The sequence below is a fragment of the Uliginosibacterium flavum genome, from assembly GCF_040566545.1.
Classification (GTDB): domain Bacteria; phylum Pseudomonadota; class Gammaproteobacteria; order Burkholderiales; family Rhodocyclaceae; genus Uliginosibacterium; species Uliginosibacterium flavum.
The window spans coordinates 34645-58161 of the sequence record NZ_JBEWZI010000010.1 but is presented as its reverse complement, the minus strand read 5'-3'; the positions used below and the strand labels follow the sequence as shown (position 1 = coordinate 58161).

22 protein-coding genes are annotated in these 23517 nt (G+C 60.5%); 13 read left to right on the top strand and 9 right to left on the bottom strand.

Features of this window, described 5'->3' with window-relative positions; genetic code table 11:
• Nucleotides 1-171 precede the first annotated feature (171 nt).
• The 3 genes from ABXR19_RS10790 to leuA all read left to right on the top strand — a co-directional run bounded on the left by ABXR19_RS10790 (nt 172) and on the right by leuA (nt 3233).
• Nucleotides 172-1029, top strand: coding sequence for a D-hexose-6-phosphate mutarotase (locus ABXR19_RS10790; protein WP_354601134.1), 858 nt, complete (start codon nt 172-174; stop codon nt 1027-1029).
• Nucleotides 1030-1218: 189 nt separating this feature from the next.
• Nucleotides 1219-1356: a hypothetical protein gene (locus ABXR19_RS10785; protein WP_354601133.1), complete on the top strand. Its 138-nt coding sequence runs from the start codon at nt 1219-1221 to the stop codon at nt 1354-1356.
• Nucleotides 1357-1577: 221 nt separating this feature from the next.
• Nucleotides 1578-3233 (top strand): 2-isopropylmalate synthase, encoded by a 1656-nt coding sequence (leuA, locus tag ABXR19_RS10780; RefSeq protein ID WP_354601213.1) that lies wholly within the window; start codon nt 1578-1580, stop codon nt 3231-3233.
• Nucleotides 3234-3336: 103 nt separating this feature from the next.
• Here leuA and ABXR19_RS10775 read toward each other — a convergent pair whose 3' ends face one another.
• Genes ABXR19_RS10775 through ABXR19_RS10760 form a run of 4 tightly spaced genes read right to left on the bottom strand, consistent with a single transcriptional unit; the run spans nt 3337 to nt 5347 of the window.
• On the bottom strand, nt 3337-3816 hold the full coding sequence (locus tag ABXR19_RS10775) for a L,D-transpeptidase family protein (protein ID WP_354601132.1): 480 nt from the start codon (nt 3814-3816) through the stop codon (nt 3337-3339).
• Between the two features lie 11 nt (nt 3817-3827).
• A complete protein-coding gene (gene tadA / locus ABXR19_RS10770; protein WP_354601131.1) occupies nt 3828-4298 on the bottom strand; it encodes a tRNA adenosine(34) deaminase TadA in 471 nt (156 codons plus the stop codon).
• Entirely contained in the window at nt 4295-4606 is a 312-nt protein-coding gene (locus tag ABXR19_RS10765) for a DUF6116 family protein (RefSeq protein WP_354601130.1), read from the bottom strand. Before ABXR19_RS10765 ends, tadA begins: the two co-directional genes overlap by 4 nt.
• A gap of 9 nt (nt 4607-4615) precedes the next feature.
• Entirely contained in the window at nt 4616-5347 is a 732-nt protein-coding gene (locus ABXR19_RS10760; protein ID WP_354601129.1) for a S1 family peptidase, read from the bottom strand.
• Between the two features lie 144 nt (nt 5348-5491).
• On the opposite strand from ABXR19_RS10760, the gene ABXR19_RS10755 reads away from it, so the two are divergent.
• Complete coding sequence (locus ABXR19_RS10755) at nt 5492-6250, top strand: SDR family NAD(P)-dependent oxidoreductase (RefSeq protein ID WP_354601128.1); 759 nt, start codon at nt 5492-5494, stop codon at nt 6248-6250.
• A 142-nt stretch (nt 6251-6392) separates the two neighbouring features.
• On the opposite strand, the gene ABXR19_RS10750 is transcribed toward ABXR19_RS10755, so the two are convergent.
• The 4 genes from ABXR19_RS10750 to ABXR19_RS10735 all read right to left on the bottom strand — a co-directional run bounded on the left by ABXR19_RS10750 (nt 6393) and on the right by ABXR19_RS10735 (nt 12245).
• Complete coding sequence (locus ABXR19_RS10750; protein WP_354601127.1) at nt 6393-8138, bottom strand: dipeptide ABC transporter ATP-binding protein; 1746 nt, start codon at nt 8136-8138, stop codon at nt 6393-6395.
• Nucleotides 8139-8158: 20 nt separating this feature from the next.
• On the bottom strand, nt 8159-9286 hold the full coding sequence (locus tag ABXR19_RS10745) for an ABC transporter permease (protein WP_354601126.1): 1128 nt from the start codon (nt 9284-9286) through the stop codon (nt 8159-8161).
• Complete coding sequence (locus ABXR19_RS10740; RefSeq protein ID WP_354601125.1) at nt 9283-10269, bottom strand: ABC transporter permease; 987 nt, start codon at nt 10267-10269, stop codon at nt 9283-9285. Before ABXR19_RS10740 ends, ABXR19_RS10745 begins: the two co-directional genes overlap by 4 nt.
• Nucleotides 10270-10340: 71 nt before the next feature.
• A complete protein-coding gene (locus ABXR19_RS10735; RefSeq protein ID WP_354601124.1) occupies nt 10341-12245 on the bottom strand; it encodes an ABC transporter substrate-binding protein in 1905 nt (634 codons plus the stop codon).
• A gap of 451 nt (nt 12246-12696) precedes the next feature.
• Between ABXR19_RS10735 and ABXR19_RS10730 the strand changes: the two genes are divergently transcribed.
• Genes ABXR19_RS10730 through ABXR19_RS10720 form a run of 3 tightly spaced genes read left to right on the top strand, consistent with a single transcriptional unit; the run spans nt 12697 to nt 14768 of the window.
• Complete coding sequence (locus ABXR19_RS10730) at nt 12697-13728, top strand: HD domain-containing phosphohydrolase (protein WP_354601123.1); 1032 nt, start codon at nt 12697-12699, stop codon at nt 13726-13728.
• A gap of 56 nt (nt 13729-13784) precedes the next feature.
• Nucleotides 13785-14141: an Hpt domain-containing protein gene (locus ABXR19_RS10725; protein ID WP_354601122.1), complete on the top strand. Its 357-nt coding sequence runs from the start codon at nt 13785-13787 to the stop codon at nt 14139-14141.
• A gap of 9 nt (nt 14142-14150) precedes the next feature.
• A complete protein-coding gene (locus ABXR19_RS10720) occupies nt 14151-14768 on the top strand; it encodes a transglycosylase SLT domain-containing protein (RefSeq protein WP_354601121.1) in 618 nt (205 codons plus the stop codon).
• Between the two features lie 142 nt (nt 14769-14910).
• Here the strand turns inward: ABXR19_RS10720 and cheB are convergent, their stop codons facing one another.
• On the bottom strand, nt 14911-15942 hold the full coding sequence (gene cheB / locus ABXR19_RS10715) for a chemotaxis-specific protein-glutamate methyltransferase CheB (protein ID WP_354601120.1): 1032 nt from the start codon (nt 15940-15942) through the stop codon (nt 14911-14913).
• 246 nt (nt 15943-16188) lie between these two features.
• Between cheB and dnaE the strand changes: the two genes are divergently transcribed.
• The 6 genes from dnaE to ABXR19_RS10685 all read left to right on the top strand — a co-directional run bounded on the left by dnaE (nt 16189) and on the right by ABXR19_RS10685 (nt 23516).
• On the top strand, nt 16189-19728 hold the full coding sequence (gene dnaE, locus ABXR19_RS10710) for a DNA polymerase III subunit alpha (protein ID WP_354601119.1): 3540 nt from the start codon (nt 16189-16191) through the stop codon (nt 19726-19728).
• 14 nt (nt 19729-19742) lie between these two features.
• The gene (locus tag ABXR19_RS10705) at nt 19743-20285 is read left to right on the top strand and encodes a hypothetical protein (protein WP_354601118.1); all 543 of its coding nucleotides are present in this window, start codon (nt 19743-19745) and stop codon (nt 20283-20285) included.
• On the top strand, nt 20285-20758 hold the full coding sequence (locus ABXR19_RS10700) for a WbuC family cupin fold metalloprotein (RefSeq protein WP_354601117.1): 474 nt from the start codon (nt 20285-20287) through the stop codon (nt 20756-20758). Before ABXR19_RS10705 ends, ABXR19_RS10700 begins: the two co-directional genes overlap by 1 nt.
• Nucleotides 20759-20993: 235 nt before the next feature.
• Complete coding sequence (locus ABXR19_RS10695; RefSeq protein WP_354601116.1) at nt 20994-21980, top strand: dialkylrecorsinol condensing enzyme; 987 nt, start codon at nt 20994-20996, stop codon at nt 21978-21980.
• A complete protein-coding gene (locus ABXR19_RS10690) occupies nt 21970-23112 on the top strand; it encodes a beta-ketoacyl-ACP synthase III (RefSeq protein WP_354601115.1) in 1143 nt (380 codons plus the stop codon). Before ABXR19_RS10695 ends, ABXR19_RS10690 begins: the two co-directional genes overlap by 11 nt.
• Complete coding sequence (locus ABXR19_RS10685; protein WP_354601114.1) at nt 23112-23516, top strand: DarG family dialkylresorcinol biosynthesis protein; 405 nt, start codon at nt 23112-23114, stop codon at nt 23514-23516. The genes ABXR19_RS10690 and ABXR19_RS10685 overlap by 1 nt, the downstream gene beginning before the upstream one ends.
• Nucleotide 23517: the final 1 nt, after the last annotated feature.

Below are 23517 nucleotides of genomic sequence, written 5' to 3'. Positions count from 1 at the left end.
TCCTATAGGGAAACCCTGAGCAGAATAACTGCGCTCACCGCTCACCAGCAAACCCACGTTCCAGGCATTGAAATGGGCTTGTCGACAGATTGGTGGTAAACCCGCGCTCAACAAAAGTACGGACAAACGCGTAAAATCCTGACAACTTCACATCCTGTCAGACACATACTCATGGCCACTCCACTCGCCCAGGACATCGATTACCACGGCTTTCCCGCCATTCACCTGCGTTCGCCTGACGGCGCCGAAGCCATCGTGCTGCTCTACGGCGGGCATATCGTCTCCTGGAAGCCCGCGGGCGACGAAGAGCGCCTGTATCTTTCTGAGAAGGCTTTCTTCGAAGCCGGCAAGCCGGTTCGTGGTGGCGTACCGATCTGCTTCCCGCAATTCGGCACGACCGGCCCGCTGCCACAGCACGGCTTCGTACGCACCCAAATGTGGGAAAAAGTGGCCGCCCGCGCCGGCGACGATTTCGCCATGGCCACGCTGCGCCTCAAGGACAACGCGGAAACTCGCGCCCTGTGGCCCCACGCCTTCCAGGTTGAATTAAGCGTCGGCGTCAGCAATGCCCGCCTCGACATGGAATTCGAAGTCGAAAACACCGGCGAGTCAGCTTTCGAATTTTCTGCCGCTTTGCACACCTATGTGCGCGTCAAGGAAGTCGAAGAAGTTCGTCTCGAAGGCTTGCGCGGCCAGACCTATCGGAATCTGCTCAACCTGAACGCCAAAGAAGAAACCGTCGACTCCGGCATCGCAGTGACCATCGACCGCGAACTTTCGCGTCTGTATTACGAGACCGAGAATCCGCTGCTCTTGCGCGAAACAGATCGCTCGCTGGGCATCAATTCCGACAACATGCCTGACACCGTAGTGTGGAATCCTTGGGTGGAAACCTGCGCCAAGATTCCGGACTTGCCTGCCAACGGTTTCCGCCGTTACCTCTGCGTGGAAGCTGGCGCCATCCAGAACCCTGTGCAGCTGCAGGCGGCCGAGAGCTGGTGGGGCCGTCAGACTCTGGTGGCAATGTAAAGGGCTGGAACTGGGAACTGGGTGCTCGGAGAGGCTCGCTGCGCTTGCCTCTGCAGCCCACCAGCCTGCACACGTCCGCCCCGCGCGGCTGTGCAGGCAGGCTCCCTTGATAGCCGCTATCGCTCCCATTGCCATTCCTGATCGCCCAAGGCTTGACACCCCGGCGCTGCGCCCGTTATGGTTCGTCTCATGGCTACGTTCTCTTTCGCCCTCGCTCTGCTTCTCTCCTTCGCTCTGGCGCTGATCGCCAAGCGCGTGCTGTCGGCTCGCCGCCTGCAGCCGATCCGCCTGCCATCGCAGCGACTGCTGCGCCGCACGCGCAGATAAAACCCCACCCCTCGTTCTGGCTTTTGGCTCCTGCCCTTCGGCTGGCGGTGCGCCATGGCGCACGCCTTTTCATTCCCTCGGGAGACTCACATGACTGCATTGCTCAACACGCTGCTGCGACTGCGCCCCGGGCGCCGGGCCATGAATCTGTGGTCGCCCGCTGCCCCTGCTTCGGCCACCCTGCCTGAATTCCAAAAGCAATGGAGAAACGAATCATGTCGATGTTGAAAAATCCCGCCAGCAAATACGCAGCCTTTCCTGCCATCTCCCTCCCGGACCGCCAATGGCCCGGCAAGACGATCACCCGCGCACCGATCTGGATGAGCACCGATCTGCGCGACGGCAATCAGGCCCTTTTCGAGCCGATGGACATTGCCAAGAAATTACGCATGTTCGAGATGCTCTGTGCCGTGGGCCTCAAGCAGATCGAACTCGCCTTCCCCTCGGCCTCGCAGACCGAATTCGACTTCGTACGCCGTCTCATCGACGAAAACCGCATTCCGGCCGACGTCACGATCGAAGTACTGACCCAGGCGCGTGATCCCTTGATCGAGCGTACTTTCGAATCACTCCGTGGCGTGCGCCGCGCCATCGTGCATGTCTATAACGCCGCCGCGCCGGTCTTCCGCCGCACCGTATTTGGCGTAGATCGCGCCGGCTGCATCGAAATCGCTGTGAATGCCGCGCGCAAGATCCAGCAACTCGCCGCCGCGCAGCCCGAGACCGAATGGACCTTCCAGTACAGCCCGGAAGTTTTCAGCTCAACCGAACTCGATTTCGCGCTCGAAATCTCTGAAGCCGTTGCCGACGTATGGCAGCCCACGCGCGAGCGGCCGATGATCCTCAATCTGCCCGCCACCGTGGAAGGCGCCACTCCCAACGTGTATGCAGACCAGATTGAATGGATGAGCCGCAATCTCAAGCGCCGCGACGCCATCCTCATCTCCGTGCATCCACACAATGACCGTGGCACGGCGGTAGCCGCTGCGGAACTCGCGCTCATGGCCGGCGCCGATCGCGTCGAAGGCTGTCTCTTCGGCAATGGCGAGCGCACCGGCAACGTCGACCTGGTCACGCTCGCGCTCAATCTCTACACGCAAGGCATCGATCCCGGCCTCGACTTCTCCGACATCAACACGGTTGCCCGTGTGATTGAGGATTGCACCCAATTGCCGATCCACCCGCGCCACCCTTATGTCGGCGATCTCGTGTTCACGGCCTTCTCCGGCTCGCATCAGGACGCAATCAAGAAGGGCTTCGCCGTGCAGCAGGCCGACTCGCTCTGGGAAGTGCCCTACATGCCCATCGATCCGCACGATCTGGGCCGCAGCTACGCCTCGGTGATCCGCGTAAACAGCCAGTCCGGCAAGGGCGGCATAGCCTGGTTGCTCGAATCCGCCTATGGTTTGAGTCTCCCTCGGCGCATGCAGGTGGAATTCTCGGGCGAAGTGCAGAAGGTCATGGACGAGCTCGGCGCCGAGATGGAAGCCGCCGATCTGTGGGCGCTGTTCGAGCGCAACTATCTGAACGCCGACAAGCCCTTGCGCCTGCTTGATCATCGCCTCGACGAATCACGTGAGCGCCATGGCATCACGCTTGAAGTCGACTGGGCGGGCGAGCACCGCAGCCTCACCGGTACGGGCAACGGGCCTTTGGCCGCTGCGCTGGCCGCCATCGGCGTGGATGCGGCAATCCACAGCTTCGAGGAGCATTCGCTGGGCAGTGGCAGCGGCGCCCAGGCCGTGGCCTTCGTCGAAATCACCGTCCCCGGCCGGCCCGGCACGCTCTTCGGCGCCGGCTGCTCGACCAGCATCGTTGAGGCCTCCTTGCGCGCCCTCGTATCTGCCTTGAACCGCTCGGGCGCAACGGCAGGCTGAAGAGCTCACGTAGCCTGGATGCAGCGCAGCGGAATCCGGGGCCTTTGCCCGGCGGGGCTCCAGGATTCCGCTGCGCTGCATGCCGGGCTACGAAAACAAACGCTCACGCCTCGATCAGCACCGGCGTTCCCGCCTGCACCAGCTCGAACAACTCAACGACATCGCGATTGCGCATGCGGATGCAGCCATGCGAAGCGGCGACGCCCATCGGCTCGGTGTCCGGCGTGCCGTGAATGTAGATGTAGCGGCGCATGGAATCCACGCAGCCGAGCCGGTTACAGCCCACTTCCGTCCCGGAGAGCCACAGGATGCGGCTCAGAATCCAGTCCCGTTCGGGCTGAGCCGTCTGTAGGTCGGGCGTCCACACTTCACCAGTCGGGCGGCGCGCCTTGAACACGGCACACAGCGGCAGGCCTGCGCCGATCCTGGCGCGAATGAGGTGGCGCCCGCGTGGGGTCTGAAAACTCCCTATTTGCTCACCCGCGCCCAGAGCGGCTGTCGAGATGGCATAGCGGCGGATGCATGCACCGTCTGTATCTACAAGCAGCATGCGCTGTGAGCCAATACTGACGCGGATCTCCATAAGAGTCTCGCTCAGGCCGTCATCACGCGACTGCGCCGCGCGGAGAAAAATGCGGACAGCAACTCGCCGCATTCCTGCGCCAGCACGCCGCCTTCAATCGTGGCGTGGTGATTTAGCTTCTCCTGCGCATAGAGATCAAACACGCTGCCGGCCACGCCGGTTTTCAGATCGCGCGCACCGTAAACGACACGGGCGATCCGCGCATGGAAGATCGCGCCGCTACACATCGCGCAGGGTTCCAGCGTCACGTACAACTCGCAGCCCGGCAAACGGTAATTGGCGACGTTTTTCGCCGCATCGCGCAGCGCCATGACTTCGGCATGCGCCGTCGGATCGTGCCGGCCAATCGGCTGATTGAAGCCGCGCCCGACGATCTGGCCATCCAGCACCACCACAGCCCCCACCGGCACCTCGTCCAGGCTGCCAGCCTCGCGGGCCAGCGCCAGCGCCTCGCGCATAAAGGCTTCGTCGCGTTCGCTCATGGGCGAATATTCCTTTGTTTCCAGGCCGCAAAGAGCAGTGTCGCGAGGCCCAACAATATTTCGTCGAGGAAGGGAATGAAATCCGGCACGAGCAGATCGAGCCCGAACAGCGCCAACATCAGCAGGAACAGATGCGGAAAGCGCAGGCGCTGCGCGAAACTCAACAGGGCCCCGGGCAATACTTTTGCGATCAATCCGGCTACCGCCATGCGCGCGACTCCCACCCAAATGCCAACATGAAACACCTTGCCCGACGGGCGCAAAACTCCGGCCGAAATGATAGCGCGACGTAGCGCATCTGTCGGCATTCCGGCCAGCTACTTCTCGGTCAGCGTCATCAGGATGTCGGCGTACCAGGTGCAGTTCAGGCCCAAGGCCTCGTCCTGCTCCAGATCTCGCGTGCCCATATCCATCCGGGCGGAATGAATCCCCAGCAGGCGCCAGGGCAGATCGCCATGAGCCGGATTGTCCTGACTGTCGCGGATCACGACCGGTGCGCCGCTGGTACCACGGTGCGTACGCGCATCGGTCAGGAAGTAGCCATTGCCCTGAAAACGCAGGCCGAAGGAGGATGCATTGACCGCCTGGCGCACCACCGGCAGGTGATGCAGCGTGTCCTGAAACCCCAGTGGGAAACCCACGATCAGCAGGGATGAACCAACCTCGACCTGCTCGCTGGCAGCCAACAGATGATCCGGCGTGAACGCCCGATACACGGCGCCCTTGGGCAAGGTCGCGCGATTCAGCTCCACTACCGCCACGTCGATCTCACCGGCCGAATCGCTACCCTGCCGCCAGATGCTCTTGCCATCCCGGTACAGGGGAATCGAATAGGCGGTGTAGGCGGTCATATTCGTGGCATCAAGGTGCACTTCGATCTCAAGATGACTCGGAAAATGCTCGGTCGGCTTGTCGATCACTACATGCCGGCTGGTGACCAGAAACAGGCGATTGCCGCGCTCGAAGAAAAAGCCGGTCGCATTGGTCAATGGGCGCTGCAGATCAAAAGTGGAAATGCGCGAGGCGGTCAGCAGTAGGGTTTCGATCATGGCAAGGAGCAGACTTGAGGTGAGCGGTGATGCGCTGAAACACGGCGGACACAAAGAGAATACCGCGATAGCCCCGCTCACGCTCGCGGCAATTGCGCTACGCTTGCCACATCCTTACAGAACAAGCCCAACAGGAGCTTTCCCATGATTGCTTTCGTCACCGGCGCTACCGCCGGATTTGGTGCCGCCATCACCCGCCGCTATCTGCGCGAGGGTCACAGCGTTATCGCCGTCGGCCGTCGCGCCGAACGTCTGCAAGCCTTGCAAACAGAATTCGCCGGCCTGCCGCTGCACACCGCGGTGCTGGACGTGTGCGACAAGGCAGCCATCGCCGCCGTCATCGCGGCCCTGCCCAAATCTTTTTCTGCCATCGACGTGCTGATCAACAATGCCGGCCTCGCCCTGGGTCTGGAGCCGGCCCAGCGCGCTTCACTGGACGACTGGGAACGCATGGTCGACACCAACGCCAAAGGCCTGATGTACATGACTCATGCCCTGCTGCCGGGCATGGTGGAACGCGGGCACGGCCACATCGTTAACCTCGGCTCGGTCGCCGGCCATTACCCCTATCCCGGCGGCAATGTGTATGGCGCCACCAAGGCCTTCGTGCGCCAGTTCAGCCTCAACCTGCGTGCTGATCTGGTCGGCAGCAATGTACGCGTCACCGACATCGCCCCGGGGCTGTGCGGCGGCACCGAATTCTCCAACGTGCGCTTTCATGGCGATGACGCCAAAGCCGCTGGCGTGTATGCCGACACCTTGTCGCTATCCGCCGAAGACATCGCCGAATCGGTCTACTGGAGCACTGCGCTACCCGCGCACGTGAACATCAATTTCATAGAACTGATGCCCACCACCCAAGCCAACGGGCCCTTTACCATCGTGCGCAACCAACCTGTCTGAAGAGCCGCACGGGACGGACATTTCAGCGCTGCATTGCTGGACAAGCCCGCCCCGTGAGGCTCCACGAGCATGCCACTTACAGATCACCCCAAAAGCAAAAAGCCACCCGAAGGTGGCTTTTTGCTTATTGCCTATTCCGCAATCAGGAACCGGACAGCTTGACGCCATGTGCAGAGGCGTCATAACGGTGACGGTTAATGATGCGCTTGTCGCGCGGGTGGGTACCCGGTACGGCAGAGATAAGCGCCTTGGTGTAAGGGTGATCCGGGTTCGTACAGATTTTCTCTGCAGTCCCGTGTTCCACCACTTGCCCCTTGTACATCACCGCCACGCGGTCGCAGAAATAACGGATCACGCCGATATCGTGCGAAACGAGGATGAAGCTCAGGTTCAAGGTGTCCTGCAGATCCAGCAGCAGATCCAGCACTTGCGAACGCAGGGTCACGTCCAGCGCTGAAGTTGCTTCATCAGCAATGATCAGACGCGGGCTGAGAGCCAGCGCGCGGGCAATACCGATACGCTGACGCTGACCACCCGAGAACGCGTGCGGATAGCGCTCCATGGCACCTGCCGGCATACCGACCATGGCCAACAGCTCTTCGGCACGCTTGCGCAGCGCTTCACCCTTGTGGGTGCCCGCCACCAGCAGCGGCTCGCCAACGATCTGACCAATGGTCATACGCGGATTCAGGGACGCGAACGGATCCTGGAAGACCATGCGGATTTCGCGGTGGACCTGACGCAGTTCGTGCGTGCCAGCCTTGGCTAGGTCAGAAATACGACCATCCGCCATACGGAACAGCACTTCGCCGCCCGAACACGACAACACACGAATCACACAGTTACCCAGCGTGGTCTTGCCGGAGCCAGACTCACCCACGATGCCGAGGTTTTCACCTTCGAACACATCCAGAGACACGTTATCCAGTGCCTTGAACGGAGGATTCGCCTTACCGAGGAAATTCGAACGCGCCGGATAGATCTTCGACACGCCACGGATTTCCATCAGCTTCTTGTCCGTCACGCGGGAACCGCGTGCAGCACGAGCCGAAGTTTCCAGCTTGCGCACGGAATCAATCAGCGCCAGCGTGTAAGGATGCTTGGCTTCGTAGAAGATTTCTTCTGCGCTGCCGAACTCCAGCATCTTGCCGTTCTGCATCACGCCGATTTCGTCAGCGATCTCGGCCACCACGCCCATGTCGTGCGTGATGAACAGCACGGCCATCCCGTAGGAGGTCTGCAGTTCCTTGATCAGCGCCAGAATTTCGGCCTGAGTAGTCACGTCGAGAGCGGTGGTCGGCTCGTCGGCGATCAGGATCTTCGGGTTACAGGCCAGCGACATGGCAATCATGGCGCGCTGACGCATACCACCCGAATACTCGAAGGTGTACTTGTCGATGGCCACACCCGGGTTCGGAATTTCAACCCGGCGCAGCAGTTCGATCGCACGCGCACGCGCTTCGGCCTTATCCACGTTTTGGTGCAACAGGATCACTTCCATGATCTGGTTGCCGATGGTGTGGATCGGCGACAAGGAGGTCATCGGCTCCTGGAAGATCATTGAAATTTCATGACCCCGGATGGAACGGATTTCCTTGCTGCGCTCATGCAGCTGGGCGAGATCCTGACCTTTCGGATCCTTGCCGTAATACAGCACCTGACCACCGAGGATCTTGCCTGGAGGATCGACGATCTGCAGGATCGAACGCGCCGTAACCGACTTGCCCGAACCCGACTCGCCCACAATGCACAGGGTCTTGCCGCGCCTGATTTGAAAGCTGATGTCATCAACAGCGCGCACAGCCTTTTCACCCGTACCAAAGTGGGTCTGAAGGTTGCGTACGTCGAGAATGATCTCGCCCGATTTAGTATCCAATGAAGTATTCACGTTTTCAACCATTCCTGGAATTAGTGCGAGTACGGGTCGGCAGCATCACGCAGGCCGTCGCCAAAGAAATTCATGGCCAGCACGGCTAGCACGGTGGCAGCACCGGGAAGGAACAGCCAAGGAGCCGCAGAGATCACGCTGATCTTCTGTGCATCCTTGAGCAGCACGCCCCAACTGATTGCTGGCGGTTGCAAACCAAGGCCAAGGAAGGACAGTGTCGTTTCCGCCAGAATCATCGTCGGGATCGCCAGCGTTACCGCAGCAATCACGTGCGAAGCCATCGAGGGCAACATGTGACGGAAGATCACACGACCTTCCGAACATCCGTCCAGCTTGGCTGCGATCACGAACACTTCACCACGCATGGCGAGGAACTTGCCGCGCACAACCCGTGCGAGGTGAGTCCAGCCAATCAGCGAAATGATCACCGTCACCGAGATATACACCAGGTGCGGCGGCCAGTTACGCGGCATGGCAGCGGCCATGGCCAGCCAGATCGGGATGGTCGGCAGCGACAGAATGAACTCCACGAGGCGCTGAATTGCCCAGTCAATCTTGCCACCGTAGTAGCCCGAAATACCACCGAGGGTAATACCCAGCACGGTCGACAGAATCACGCCGATCAGGCCCATGGAGAGCGTAAAACGCGCGCCATAGATCACACGGGAGAACATGTCGCGACCAAGACGATCCGAGCCGAACGGAAAGATCTTTTCGCCCGCTTCGGTCGGCCCGAAAAGGTGAATGTTCGTCGGATAGACGCCGAGCATCTTGTACTCGAACCCAGGCACGAAGAAACGGATGTAAGTCCTCTCGTCAGAGTCGACATACGTAGGCTTCAGGGTCACCGGATCACGCGTGAGCTTGAACTTGGTGACGTAAGGCTTGATGCCATCGAAGTGGATCATCTGCGGCGGCTGATAGACCGTGCGCGAGCTCGGATCTTCCGGATCGAAGGGCGACAGAAACTCTGCAAACACCGCAACACCGTAAAGGAAGAACACGAACATCATGCTCCAGTAAGCCAGCTTGTGCTTACGGAAACGTGCCCACATCAGTTGCCATTGCGAGGCGTATTCGATACCACCACGCAAGTTGGCCATATTGACCGCTGGCGCGGCCGCTTCTTGCTTGTTTTCTGCGCTCATTGTTCCAACCTAATACGCGGATCGAGGATAACCAGAAGGATGTCGGACAACAGGGTGCCAACAACCGTCAACGCACATACCACCAGCAGAATCGTGCCCGACAGATAGATATCCTGGGACATGAGCGACTGGAACAACATCGGGCCAACCGTCTGCAGGTTCAGCACGATGGAGGTGATCACCGCACCCGACACCAGGCTCGGCAGAATCCAGCCGATCGAGGAAACAAACGGGTTCAGCGCGATGCGCACCGGATACTTCAGCAACAGCTTGGTTTCGGACAGCCCCTTGGAACGAGCCGTCACGACGTAAGGCATATACAACTGATCGATCAGGTTGGCACGCAGGATACGGATCAAACCAGCCGAAGAGGCTGCGCCCATGATGACCATCGGAATGATCAGATGCTTGCCAAGGTCAGCGAAACGAGCCCACGACCACGGCGCATTCTGGAACTCGGAAGAAAACAGACCGGTAACGTCCAGACCGTAGTACTTGGAAGCCAGAAACATCAGGATCAAGGCCAGCAGGAAGTTGGGCACTGCCAGACCGATAAAGCCGATGAAAGTAAAAACGTAATCGCCGATGGAGTAACGCTTGACGGCGGAATAGATGCCGATAGGCAAAGACAACGCCCAGGTAAACAACATGGCAGAAAGAGACAGGATCAGGGTCAGGCCGATACGCTCGCCAACCAGATCTTTAACCGGCGACTGCCACTCAAAGGAGTAACCGAAGTCGCCCTGAATCACGCCAGAAATCCAGCTGAAATACTGCATGATCAAGGGTTTGTCGAGGCCAAACCGATGGCGCAATTCAGCCATCTGATCAGGAGAAAGGGTTTCGCCAGACGATGCCACCATTGCGGCATAGCTGTCGACGAAGTCGCCCGGGGGCAACTGAATCAGGATGAATACTGTCAGCGACACCATAAACATGAATGGAACCGCCGAGAGCATGCGCTTGAATATGTAGTTAAGCACGGCTTGACTCTCTAAGAAGACCTCAAAAAGGGGGAACCTGAGGGCCGAAGCCCTCAGGTCTTACAGCGGGATTACTTGTTATACGACCAAGTAGCCGGCAAGGTCGGAGCCGGGTTCGGCCAGGTCCAGCCATCAGGCATGGCAACCGGCACATTCACCAACTTGGCGCTACGGACACCAGCATTCGGAGCCGGGGCAACAGTGCCGATGACTTCGAACTCGTTGGCAGCCTCTTCAAGAATCTGCTTGAACAGGTTGTCAGCTTCAGGCAGGGTCTTGGCGACTTGCCACTGGTCATACAGCGCCATACGCTTGGCCATGCTGGCAGAAGGCTTCTCGCCTTGCTTGCCATCGGTCAGGTAGTACTTGACCCAAGGCAGGCTCATACGGGATTCCTGCGGATGCACAGCCAACCAAGGACGCGGGTTGTGAGTCGGATCCAGACCGCCCGAGAACACATCCAGCGAAATATCATACTGGTTGGTGTTGGCACGATCATAGAACAGCGAACGCTCGGACGAGTTGATGACGATCTCGATGCCTACCTTCGAGAGATGCTTGCGCACCAACTCGGCGGTTTCCATCAGTGACGCGTTGGAGATCATGACGATCATGCCCATGGACACGCGGCCACCTTCCGGATAAGTACGGAAGCCGTCAGCACCCTTCTTCAGGCCCAACTTGTCGAGCAGTTCCTCAGACTTCCGCAGATCCAGAGCAAGGAACTGGGTTGCCAGCTTCTCGTTATAGAACTTGGAAGATTTCTGCGGACCAGACTGCCAAGGTTTCGCCTGCCCCAGATACACGATGTCATTGATTTCATTGCGATCAATGGCATGCGACATGGCGATGCGGAAGTCCTTGTTACGGATCAGCTTGTTCAGTTTGGCATTAGTGGTCGAATGATTCAGCCACAGACCGCCCTGATTGGCGTTGATACCCTGACCCGCCAGCAGCTTGTAGCCGCCCTTTGCCGCATTCTCGGACAGAACCGGACGGTTCTGAATCGAGGAGATGTGACGCATCTGGAAGTCCAGCTGGCCATTGATGGCAGCCAGCAGGATGGTTTCCACTTCGGAGATCACCTGGAACTGGACGCGGTCGACGTAAGGCAATTGATTGCCCTTGTCATCGACTTGCCAGAAGTAGGGGTTACGTTCCAGCACAACCTTGGTGGCGGAACCCGAATACGGTTCCTTGATCATCCAGGGATCCATCACCGGACGCAGAGGATTACCCCAACGCTGCGGAACTTCCTGATCGCCGCAATACTTGCGCAGCAAAGAACCCCAGTCCTTCAGGTTCTCAGCCTTGGCCTGGTCAGCAGCCTTCGGGTTGTACTTCGGATGGAACTGGCTGCAATACTTTTTCTGATACAGCGTCGGGTACTGGGCAACCGGGGTAGCCAGCTTCTCGAGGAAAGGCAGGTAAGGCTTGGCAAACTGGAAAACCACGGTCTGATCATCCGTCTTGCTCACCTTGACAGCATCACCACCCGGCTGAAAGTCAGCCGGCAATGCATTCAGGAATTCCTTGTTGGCGAGAACGTCGTTCATGGCGAACATCACGTCATCCGCCGTAAACAGGCCGCCATCAGACCACTTCAAACCCTTACGAAGCTTGAAAGTATAGGTCGTGCCGTCCGGGCTGATTACCCAGCTTTCAGCAAGGTTGGGAACAACCTTGTTGAAACCGGTAGGCTCCCAGCGCACCAGCGACTGGTTACCAATGAATTTCAGGATGTTGTTATGGTCATTATTGGCGCGCATGGCCGTACGGATAGTGCCGCCGTACACACCGGTGCGTTCCAAGGGCTTGACCACTTCCGGCTGAGCCGGCAGGCGCTGATCAACAGGCGGGAGAGCCTTGTTGGCTGCCAGCATCGGGGCCTGTTGATAGGCCACGGCCAGCGAGGGAACAGCCGCAACAGCAACCGCTGCAACAGCAAGCGCAAAACGAGAGGGAATAAACCTCATCACGTCCTCCTAGTTAAATTACCGGTTAGAGAGTCTTGTGCAGCACCCGGAACACTGCGCGCGCCAAGTATAAGCACAAACCCCAACTAATCCTACCATCAGCCCAGCTTATGAAGAAGGGCAAAAAAAACGCAAAGGTGTTTACAAAAAAAACCCGGCGTAAGCGCCTGAAAACACGCCTGTAAGTTTTTCCCGTTCAAGCCTCGCGATTCGCTGCAAGATCGGAACCTTAGCGGTGCCGCGACCATTGGCACTTGTGCCAAATCAAGTCGATCACGACTTTCCCTAGGGTTAACCCTGAACACATTGTAATCGATCAAAAAAATCCTGCCACCGCAGTGCAGCATTGGTTCCGGCCTGATTTTTGCGCTCAAGCACGACAAGTAAAGGCCGTAACACCCTTTAACCAGACTGCTGTCAAACCCAACCCTCCTTCTGCATCAGCCCTTTCATGCTCATTGCCATAATTGAAGACACGCCGGTCAATCTGCTGGTCATGCAAAGTCTGGTCAAACGGCTAGGGGCGCACGACTGCCAGATTTTCAGCGACGCGGAATTTGGGCTGGCCTGGTGTCAGGACAATGCGCCCGATCTGATCATTGTCGATTACATGATGCCGAGCCTGGATGGACTGGAATTCATTCGCCGCTGTCGCAGCACTCCGGCACTGCAAGAGCGTCCAATTCTGATGGTGACCGCGGCTGCCGAAAGATCCGTGCGCTACGCGGCGCTGGAAGCAGGCGCCTCCGACTTCCTGACCAAACCCATCGACACCCACGAATTCACGCCGCGCGTACGCAACATGCTCCAGCTGCGCGCGGCCATGGCGGCCACAACCCACCGCGCCGACGAACTGGCGGTGGCGGTGCGCCAAGCCACCGAAGAAATCCAGATGCGCGAGCGCGAAACCATCATGCGCCTGGCGCGCGCCGCCGAATTCCGCGACCCGGAAACCGGTTCCCACATCCTGCGCATGGCCCATTATTCCGCAATCATCGCCCAGCATCTGGGCCTGCCCGACGAAACAGTGGATCTACTTCTATCAGCTGCTCCCATGCACGACGTTGGCAAGCTCGGCACGCCTGATCACATCCTGCTTAAACCCGGGCGACTCACGCCTGACGAGATGGAAATCATGCGCCAGCACGCCAGCATCGGCTACGAAATCCTGCGCAATTCCAGCTCGCCGATGTTGCAGATGGCCGCAGAGATTGCACTCAGTCACCATGAAAAATATGATGGCACGGGTTATCCGCAAGGCAAGATCGGCGAAGATATACCCCTGACCGGGCGTATTGTGGCGGTCGCCGACGTTTTCGACGCTCTCACATCCGCCCGGCCGTACAAGGAAGCCTGGGATCTCGAACATGCCCGCGAACACCTTCTGGCGGGTCGCGGCACCCATTTCGATCCGGTCTGCGTCGATATGTTTCTCGACAACTGGAATGAAATCCTCGATATCCGCAGCATTTATCAGGACTAAGTCCGCGCCAAGGCGCTCGCACAGCTTTTAAACCTATCCCTGACAAGGCATCAATCATGGACAGCAGCCCCTCAGCCGACCTCGTGTTCGACCGCAAATGGGTTCTGGAGCAAATCGGTGGCGATGCAGGTCTGCTGCACGACATCATCGAAGTCTTCCTCGTCGACTGCCCGGACATCCGCCAGCAGATCAATGCCGCCTTGCACGCTGGCGAGCTGAAAGCCTTGCACGCAGCCGCTCACTGCGCCAAAAGCGCCGTCGGTAATTTCGGTGCGCCGGCTGCCGTCAAGGCCGCCATAGAACTTGAAGAGGCCACCAAAAAGGGCGAGACTGCGCAGCTTGAGCGCCTGACCAACAGCCTGTGTCAGGCACTGATTGAGGTTGAAAACACCCTGCGCCTGGAACTGGTCTGAACACCTCGAATGCTCCGCCTTGCCCTGACTGCCTGCCTGCTGCTCACCGCCCTTCAGCCTGCCGCCGCGCGCGCTGACGTTTTCGGTTTCGTCGATGAAAAGGGCGTGCGCAACTACACCGACGTGCCCACAGATCGCCGCGCCCGCCTGCTGTGGCGTGACGTCAATGGCCCCAAGGCCATTTTCCTGCCGAGTGGCGGCGGCTTCCTCTACAAATTCCCGCCTGCCCTGCTGGCCGATGTCGAGACGGCTGCCCGGACCCATTCACTGGACCCCTTGCTGCTGAAGGCGCTAGTGTCCGTCGAGAGTCGCGCCAACCCCAAAGCACGCTCCCCCAAGGGCGCTATGGGCCTGACCCAGCTGATGCCCGGCACCGCCAAACGCTACGGCGTCAGCAACGCCTACGATCCGCGCCAGAATCTGAACGGCGGCGCGCGCTATCTGCGCGATCTGCTCACCCTCTTCCGCGAAGACGTCCACCTCGCCCTGGCCGCCTTCAATGCCGGCGAAAACGCCGTAATCCGCAATGGCAATCGCATCCCGCCCTACGCAGAAACCCAGCGCTATGTACCCGCCGTGCTGGAACAAATGGCTATTTTCCGCCGTCAGACTGCACCGAACTCCTGACACGCTGAAGAGCCGCACCTGCATTACCTCTACAGACATACACCCTGAAGACCCTCTTGCACAAAGGTTCTTCAGGCAGATATGCCGCAAAGAACCAGCCAGTGCGGCTCACCCGGACAGTTCATCCAGCTGGCCCGCGTTTTCAAACCGGCAAGCCGAGCGCCCGGCACAAGGCCGCTGCAATCTCCTGAACAGGCAGGATCTGACTCGCCCCGCCCAGGCGGATCGCCTCGCCGGGCATGCCATGCACCACCGACGTAGCCTGATCCTGCGCAATTGTCTGCGCGCCGGCGTCATGCAAGGCCTTCAACTCGGCTGCGCCATCCTTGCCCATGCCACTGAGCAACACCGCAAGTACCCGTCCGCCACCCACCGCCAGCGCCGAGCGGAACAGTCGTGACACGGAGGGGCACACACCATGCTCCCGTTCCCCTGGCAACAGATGGATGCGCCGATCAGCCTGCCACTCCATGTGAATTTTCTCCGGCGCCAGATACACCCGCCCGGGCTGCGGCGCCTCGCCCTCCTCGGCCAGAGCCACCGACCAGGGCGTGGACTGGCTGAGCCAGTGCGCGAAGCCCGCCGAAAACCCCGGCGACATGTGCTGCACGACCAGAATCGGCAAGGGAAAACTCGGCGGCAAACCTTTGAGCAAAGTATGGATTGCCTGCGGCCCGCCCGTGGAGGCGCCAATCAGCAAGACTTCCGGCGGCACCACTGGCCGCGTTTGCGGCACAGGCCGAACAGCAGCCTCGCGGCGACGCGGCGCGTGACGCGCGGCCATGGCCCGGAAAGTTTCCAGCAAGGCCGTCTGCCGCAACCGACACTCCGGCGTATCACCTGCCGGCGGTTTCTCCAGAATCGCCAGCGCCCCGACCTCCAGCGCCCGAAAGGCCATCGCCACCTGATGCGGATCATAGGTCGCACTGACAATCACGATAGGTAAGGGCGCAGTTGCCATGATCTGCCGCGTGGCCTCGAAGCCGTCGATATCCGGCATGTTGATGTCCATGCACACCACATCCGGACGCAGGCTCGCCGCCAGCGCTACGCCTTCACGCCCACTATGGGCAGTCCCCACCAGCGCGAAAGCCGGATCGCGGGCAAACAGGGCCGCCAGATGGCGCACAGCCAGCGGCGAATCATCAACAATCAGGAGCTTGATCGGAGGCATGTAGCAGTTCAAAAATTCGGGTCTGGCGCAAAAACACAACGCCCACTCTGTGCTTTGCGTCCACGAACACCTGAAACTTGAGGCCAGGCAAACATTCAAGCGAGGCATGCTTGAAGATCCCCGCCCCGCCTTGCTCTCACAGCACATCGCTTGAAGACGCCCTCCCGGAGCGGCTCTCCAGCCTGCCATTAAATTTGGCCCGCCGCCAAAGCGGCGATGGCGCCCCGACGGGTTAAAATCGCTCCCATGCAGATCAGTCCCCTCATTTCTCCCGACAACCCCGCTTTCGTCCACCTGCGTCTGCACACCGAGTTTTCAATCGAAGACGGGATTACCCGCATCGACGAAGTGATCGCGGCGGCGGCGGCCGATGGGCAGCCGGCGCTGGCAATCAGCGATCTGGCCAACCTGTTCGGCATGGTCAAGCATTACAAGGGCTGTCGCGGCCGGGGCATCAAGCCGGTGATCGGCCTGGATGCGTGGATCAGCAACGAAGTGGAGCGCGACAAGCCTTTCCGCGTGCTGCTGCTGGTCAAGCATCGTGAAGGCTATCGCCAGCTGTGCGAGTTGTTGTCCCGCGCCTATCTGGAAAACAAGCATCGTGGCCGCGCCGAGTTGCGCCGCGACTGGCTCACGGCCGAATCCGCCGCGGGCCTGATCTGCCTGTCCGGCGCGCTGCAGGGCGACATCGCCGCCGCACTGGCCGCCGGCAAGTTGCCCGCCGCGCAGACGCTGGCGCAGGACTGGGCTGAGCGCTTTCCCGACAGCTTCTATATAGAAGTGCAGCGCGCCGGCCATCCCGGCACCGACACCTATGTGCAACAGGCCCAACACTTGGCAGGCGAACTGGGCCTGCCGCTGGTGGCCACGCATCCGGTGCAGTTTCTGGCGCGCGAGGATTTCAAGGCGCACGAAGCCCGCGTATGTATCTCGCAAGGCTATGTGCTGGCCGACACGCGCCGGCCCAAACTGTTCACCGAGGAGCAGTATTTCAAGACCCAGGCGGAGATGCTCGCGCTCTTCGACGACATCCCCGAGGCGCTGCAGAACGCGGTCGAGATCGCCAAGCGCTGCTCGCTGACCGTGGTGCTGGGCAAGAATTTTCTGCCGCAGTTCCCCACGCCGGAAGGCATGACGCTGGACGAGTTCCTCGTCGCCGAAGCCAAGAGCGGCCTGGAGATCCGCCTCGCCCAACTCTATCCGGACGAAGCAAAACGTGACGCCGAACGCCCGCGCTATCTGGATCGCCTCAAGTTCGAGACCGACACCATCGTGCAGATGGGCTTCCCCGGCTACTTCCTGATCGTGGCGGACTTCATCCGCTGGGGCAAAAAGAACGGCGTGCCCATCGGCCCCGGCCGGGGTTCCGGCGCCGGCTCGCTGGTGGCCTATTCGCTGGACATTACCGATATCGATCCGACAGCCTACGCCCTGCTGTTCGAACGCTTCCTGAATCCCGAGCGGGTCTCGATGCCCGACTTCGATATCGATTTCTGCCAGGAAAAGCGCTACATGGTCATCGACTATGTGCGTCAGCGTTATGGCCAGAACGCGGTGAGCCAGATCGCCACCTTCGGCACCATGGCCTCCAAAGCCGTGGTGCGCGACGTCGGCCGCGTCCTCGATTTGCCCTACGGCCTGTGTGATCGCCTGTCCAAGCTGATCCCGATTGAGCAGAACAAGCCGCTGGGCCTGACCGAGGCGCGCGAAAGCGAACCCGGCATCAACGAAATGATGAACGAGGACGGCGATGGTGAATCCGTCTCCGAACTCTGGGATCTGGCCCTGCCGCTGGAGGGCATGACGCGTGGCGTGGGCATGCACGCGGGCGGCGTGCTGATCGCCGACGGCAACATCACCGACTTCTGCCCGATCTATCTGGCCGACGGCGAAGATGCCTCGACCGTCTCACAGTTCGACAAGGATGACGTCGAAGCCGTCGGCCTGGTGAAGTTCGACTTCCTCGGCCTGCGCAATCTCACGATTATCGAACTGGCGCTGAAATACGTCGAAAAGCTCACTGGCGCGCGCCCCGACCTGATGTCGCTGGGCTTCAGCGATCAGGCCGCCTACAAGATCCTGCGCGACGCCAACACCACCGCAATCTTCCAGGTGGAATCGGACGGCATGAAGAAGCTGCTGAGCAAGCTCGGCCCTGACCGCTTCGAAGACATCATCGCCGTGCTCGCGCTCTACCGTCCGGGCCCGCTGGGCTCCGGCATGGTGGATAACTTCATCCTGCGCAAAAAAGGCCAGCAGGCCATCGACTACTTCCACCCGGACCTGAAAGCCTGCCTGGAGCCGACCTATGGCGTGATCGTGTATCAGGAACAGGTGATGCAGATCTCGCAGATCATTGGCGGCTACTCGCTGGGCGGCGCCGACATGCTGCGCCGGGCGATGGGCAAGAAGAAAAAAGAAGAGATGGACCTGCACCGCGCCACCATCGCGGAAGGTGCGGCCAAGAAGGGCTACGACCCGGCGCTGGCCGAACAGCTCTTCGATCTGATGGCCCAGTTCGCGGAGTACGGCTTCAACAAGTCGCACACCGCCGCCTACGCCGTGGTCACCTATCACACGGCCTGGCTGAAGGCTTATCACTGCTCAGCCTTCATGGCCGCGACGATGTCGTCCGACATGGACAGCACCGATACGGTAAAGATCTTCTTCGAGGACACGCTCAACAACAAGATCGTGGTGCTGCCGCCGGACGTCAATCACTCGGCCTACCGCTTTGAACCGGTGGACGCCAAGACCATCCGCTACGGTCTGGGCGCGGTAAAGGGCTGCGGCGAACCAGCAGTCAAAGGCATCATCGCCGCGCGCGAGGCCGGTGGGCCGTTCAAGGATATTTTCGATTTCTGTGCACGCGTCGATCGCCGCGCCGCCAATCGCCGCGTGATGGAAGCGCTGGTGCGCGCCGGCGCGCTGGATACGATTGCCCCGCTGGCCGAGGACGGCAAGGCACACCGCGCGCGCTTGCTGGCTACGGTGGGCGTGGCCATGGAGGCCGCCGAACAGGCAGCGGCCAGCGCCGGTCAGGGTGGCCTCTTCGACATGGGCGACGGGCCTTCGGAAATCGCGCCGGAATACATCGACGCGCCGCACTGGAACGAAAAACGCCGTCTCACCGAAGAAAAAGTCGCCATCGGCTTCTTCATCTCCGGCCACCCCTTCCACGGTTATGCCGCCGAGGTGCGCCGCTTCGTGCGCACCCCGCTGTCGCGCGTCGAACCCCGACGCGAGCCGCAGACACTGGCCGGCGTGGTTTCCGGCATCCGCATCAAGATGGGCGCACGTGGCAAGATTGCCTTCGTGACCCTGGACGACGGCAGCAAGCCGCTGGACGTGATGATCTATGCCGAGGTGCTCGACGCCAACAAGGGCAAGATCACTCAGGATGAGGTGCTGATTGTCGAAGCCAAGGTCAGCAGCGACGATTACGGTGGCGGCGGAGGTGGTTTGCGGGTCATCGCCGACAAGCTACTGACGCTTGGCGAGGCGCGTGGCCGTTTCGCCCGCCTGCTGACGCTGCGTATGAATGGCGCAGCAGCAGACGGCAAAACAGGAGGCAAAACGGCCGTCACTCATCTGCTGAGCCTGTTGAACCCGTACCGGGGCGCGCGCGATGAAGGCTGTTGCCCGATCCGCGTACGCTATTGCAATGGCGCTGCGGAAGCCGACCTGCCCTTAGGGGACGGATGGAGGGTAAGACTGGATGACTCGCTGCTTGAAAGCCTGAGAGAATGGCTATCATCAGAGTGTGTAGAGATCATCTACCAATAACCGGAGCACTGATCATGAAAGCATCAGCCAGCGCCTTGTTGAGCAGCACCTTGGCTTGCCTTATCGCTATCGCGCCCGCCTACGCCCAGCCTAGCGGCCTGCGCTTGCAGGGCCATGCCGAAGGCTTCGCCCTGCGCGAAACCGATAGCGGCCTGCGCCTGCGCTTCAGCTCCGAGACGGCTCCTGTCAGCATCAGCGCTGCAGAATCCAGCCCGCTCACCCGCAACACCCTGCGCGCCGACTGGCCGGTCTTCGGCTATGGCATGCACACTTCGCTAGGCCTGTCCTGGAGCGCTCCGGATGCTGGCAATACGTTTTCCAACACATCCGTCGCCCCCTCGTCCTTTATGGGCTTTGGCTGGCGCAGCGAATCGATCCGCAACTCCGGCTGGAAACTCTCGGCCGAACTCGGCACCAATGTGTCCGGGGGCAGCGGCTGTGCCGGCACTGGCGCAGCCTGCCCGCCGTTGCGCCCGCAAGGCCTCAGCGGAGATGCCGGCGGCAACGGCCTGCGCCTGACCCCATACATCAACTTCGGCGCCACTATCAATTATTGATGTCTGCCGAGCTGTTCGATCAAAGTCTGCTCGATCAGCTCAGCCGCGCGGCGCGTGCCAATCCGCGCCTGCGCCAGAACCACAACCTGCACACCAGCCCGGATGATCCGGTGCAGCGTTTCTTCAACGCCATCGAGCCCGGCTCCTACGTCATCCCACACCGTCACCTGGCTGCCGACAAAGCCGAAACCCTGCTCATGCTGCGCGGGCGGATCGGTCTGATCCTGTTTGATGAGCAAGGTCAGATCACCGCCACCCACGTTCTGGCGCCCACCAGCGCGTGCAGCGGTTTTCACCTGCGGCCAGGCTGCTGGCACAGCGTCATCGCCCTCGAATCTGGCAGCGTCTTCTTCGAAACCAAAGCCGGGCCTTATCTGCCGCTCACGGCCGCAGAGCGCGCGCCTTGGGCGCCGGCAGAGGGCACGGCTGCAGCAGCCACTTTTGAAGCCGATATGCGCCAAGCTTTCATCTAGATGCAGTAAGGCCTGAAGAGCCGCACCCAGCCTGGCTCTTGCGACAGGAAGACTGAAGAGCCAAGCGGGATGCGGCTCTTCAGACCATGCGTCGGCAGACCCGCATCCTGACGCGGCGCGCCCGCCCGCCTCATCTTGCTGACGCAGCAAAGCGGCCAGACCCCCGACATGGGCGAGCAGCCCGCTTCCTGTTAAGATTCGCCCCGTCCCCACCCCAAAATCCCGAGCAAAAACAGTGACTCAAGCACAATCTGCGGCGCCTTCTGATAGCGCCCAAAAACGCGTGCTGGTCATTGCTTACTCGCAGACCGGGCAGCTGACGGCCATCATCGAACGCATCCTCGCGCCGCTGCAAGCCGATCCACGCATCGCCGTGCACGTTGAAACCCTGCAGCCGCAACCGGCCTTCCCGTTTCCCTGGTCGATCACGCGCTTCTTCGATGCCTTCCCCGAATCCGCCCATCTCGTGCCGCCCGCGCTGACGCCACTGAGCCTGAGCGGCGACGAGAATTTCGACCTGATCATTCTTCCTTGGCAAGTCTGGTTCCTCGCGCCGAGTCAACCGATCACCGCCTTCCTCAAACATCCGGTCGCGGCTAAATTGCTGCGCAACAAACCGGTGGTCAGCGTGATCGCCTGCCGCAACATGTGGCTGCTGGCACTGGAAAAAATGAAGGGCCTGCTCGCCGATGTGGGCGCCCATCTGATCGACAACGTCGCCCTCACCGACCGCGCGCCGACCTTGGCCACCCTGATCACCGCTCCGGCCTGGCTGCTCAGCGGCAAGCGCCAGCCGATTCCGGGTCTGCCCGCCGCCGGCGTTTCGCAGGCCGACACTGCGCGCAGCATCCGCTTCGGCCGAGCCCTGCTGGATGCACTGCTGGATGACTGTGAAAAGGCACATCAGCCCTTGCTCACGGGCCTCGCTGCCGTGGAAGCCAATCCCCGCCTGCTTGTCAGCGAACGTGCCGGCACGCGCAGTTTTTTCCTGTGGGGCAAACTGCTGCGTGCCGCTGGCGGCCCCGGCGCCTGGCAGCGCAAACCGCTACTGCTGCTCTATATCCTTTTCCTGACTACCCTGATCCTCACCGTCGTGCCGCTGAGCCTTGTCCTGCAAGCCCTGCTGCGCCCATTTTTGAAACAGCGTCTGGCAGCGCTGAAACAGCAATTTGAACAACCTTCGGGCTCCGGCTCTGAACGTTTAGCCCAATATGACTACTGACGTTTTCATCACGCGCACCGCCACGTTTCTACCATTTGACCCGGTTTCCAACGATGAAATGGAAGCCGTACTCGGCATGGCCGGCGGCAAGCCCTCGCGCGCGCGGCGCATGATCCTGCGCAGCAACGGCATCCAAAGCAGGCATTACGCTATCGACCGTGCCACCGGAAAAAATGTCCTGAGCAATGCGCAACTTACCGCCGCCGCAATCCGCGCCTTAGGCAGTGTCGAAGAAATCGGCCCGGTAGATTGCCTGTCAGTCGGCACCTCGATGCCCGACCAACTCATGCCCAACCACGCCGTCATGGTGCATGGCGAACTCGGCTGGCCACGCATGGAAGCCGTAGCCTTTGCCGGCATCTGCATGGCAGGAACGGCAGCACTCAAACATGCATGGTTGTCCATCAAAGCTGGCGAGGCGCAGCGTGCCATCGCCACCGCCTCAGAAGTTGCTTCCGTCGGCCTGCGCGGAGAATTCTACGCAGCTGAAACCGATCACCAGATCGATGCCCTAGAGGCCGAGCCACAGATCGCCTTTGAAAAAGATTTCCTGCGCTGGATGCTTTCCGACGGCGCCGGCGCCCTGCTGCTGGAAACGGCGCCGCGCGGCCCGCTGTCGCTGCGCATCGAGTGGATTGAACTTTCCTCCGCCGCGCATGAACTCTCCGCCTGCATGTACATGGGGGCGGAAAAACAGCCCAATGGCTCGCTGACCAGCTGGTTCCATTACAACCACGCTGAGCGCGGCGAACGTTCGATCTTCGCCGTCAAACAAGATGTCAAACTGCTCAACGAACACGTCGTACGCGCCACCCTGCGCGAACCACTAGCCCTGATCGCGGCCAAACGCAACTTGACGGTCGAAGATATCGACTGGTTCCTGCCGCATATTTCCTCAATGTATTTCGCCGAACCCGCTGCAGCGGCGATGCGCGAAATTGGCCTGGATGTCCCACGAGAACGCTGGTTCACCAATCTCACCAGCAAGGGAAACACCGGTTCAGCCTCACCCTACATCATGCTCGACGAGCTGTTCCACTCAGGACGCATCCAGGCGGGCCAGCACATCCTCATGTTCATCCCCGAGAGCGGCCGCTTCTCCAGCGGCTTCGTGATGCTGGAAGCCGTCTGATGGAAATCGATCAGGTCCCGCAGGACGACAACCGCACCTTGGGCGGCCACCGCAAGGTGGTCTACGCCCGCGATGCCAACGGCAAAATGGTGCTGGTTGCCTCCAAAGGCTGGGAAGTCGAAGAGATCGTCACAACCCAGGCCGTCGACGCCTTCCACGCCCAGGCCGAAGCCGCCCGCACCCGCGTTGCCGCCGGGCAAAGCTCGCCGCTGGAATACTGGATGTACGCCCGCCGCATGGACGTGGAAATGCTCGCCCAAGTCAGCGGCTTGTGGCAATGGCGCATTCGCCGTCACCTGCGCCCGGATGTTTTTGCGGGCTTGGCGCCGAAGATTCTGACGCGGTATGCGGAGGCGCTAGGACTGGCTACCGACACAATCTGCAGCCTTCCAGACCTAACCTGAA